General features: G+C 76.1%; 2 protein-coding genes. One reads left to right on the forward strand and one right to left on the reverse strand.

From position 1 onward, the window contains the following. Positions 1-127: 127 nt before the first annotated feature. Positions 128-718, reverse strand: a complete 591-nt coding sequence (locus ABZ641_RS39115; RefSeq protein WP_344624278.1) for a TetR/AcrR family transcriptional regulator — start codon at positions 716-718, stop codon at positions 128-130. Positions 719-907: 189 nt separating this feature from the next. Between ABZ641_RS39115 and ABZ641_RS39120 the strand changes: the two genes are divergently transcribed. Continuing rightward, positions 908-1071: aldehyde dehydrogenase family protein (locus tag ABZ641_RS39120; RefSeq protein ID WP_359989489.1), on the forward strand; the 164-nt coding region annotated here is incomplete at its 3' end.

The raw sequence follows: 1071 nt of genomic DNA on the forward strand, positions 1-1071 counted from the left end.
GGGCTGCCCACCCCCGGACTGCGCAGTTCTCCCCCAGCCTTCGGCCGGGAGGTGCCCCCACGCGTCCATGGGGTATCCGGGGTGCTCGGTTTCCCCCGTGCCCCCGGGGTGCCTGGTGAGGGCTCGGTCAGGGGAGCGGGCCGAGGAGGGCGGTGGCGGTGGCGGTGATGCGGTCGCGGGTCTCGGTGCCGTCGAGGTATCCGGCGACCATGGCGCCGTCGCGGAGGAGGAGCAGCGCCGCGGCCCCGCCCACCGGGTCGGGGTGGCCGCAGGCGGCGAGCAGGTCCGCGAGCGCGCCGCGGAACCAGCGGCGGTGGGCGGTGACGAGCTGCCGGACGGGGTGGTCGGCATCGGGGTACTCGGCGGCGGCGTTGATGAACGGGCAGCCGCGGAAGCCGGGCCCGCAGACCTCGTCGGCGAGGGCCGCCACCAGGACGGCGAGGGTGGTGCGCGGGTCGGGCGAGGCCGCCGCGGCCGCCGCGAGCCGTTCCCGGACGGCTCGGTCGCGTCGGCCGAGGTAGGCGAGGACGAGTTCGTCCTTGCCGGGGAAGTGCCGGTAGAAGGTGGCCTTGGTGATGCCGGCCTCGGCGATCAGCCGGTCGACGCCCACGGCCTGGACGCCCTCCGCGTAGAACAGTTCGGCGGCCGTGTCGAGCAGCCTCTCCCGGGCCTCGGACCTGCGGGAGGCCGCTGTGGCGGGGGCTGTTCGGGCGTTCATGCGGCCCAACCCTACAGGCGTGCGGAGGCACCCCGGGGTGGTGGCCGTTCGGCCGGTGCCCGGGTGTGAGGGGGCGTCACCCGCGGTGCCGCGCCGTGCCGTACCGGGCCGTGCTCTTGCGCCGGAGGGCTACCCGCGAGTTAACTACCACTGCTAGTTAAATCCGGAGCGGACTCCGAGGAGCATCGGGTGGAGCACTACGCGGACCAGTACATCGGCGGCGGCTGGCGGCCCGCCGCCGGGCCGGACACCATCGTGGTGCTCAACCCGGCGACCGAGCAGCCCATCGCCGCCGTCCCGGCCGGCACCGCCGCCGAGGTCGACGCCGCGGTGGCCGCCGCCCGCGCCGCCGC

It is taken from the genome of Kitasatospora sp. NPDC007106, assembly GCF_040634455.1.
Taxonomy (GTDB): Bacteria; Actinomycetota; Actinomycetes; order Streptomycetales; family Streptomycetaceae; genus Kitasatospora; species Kitasatospora arboriphila.

Excerpts from the sequence above, each read along its gene's own strand:
- ABZ641_RS39115 (WP_344624278.1), bottom strand. The coding sequence starts at position 718 with ATGAACGCCCGAACAGCCCCCGCCACAGCGGCCTCCCGCAGGTCCGAG.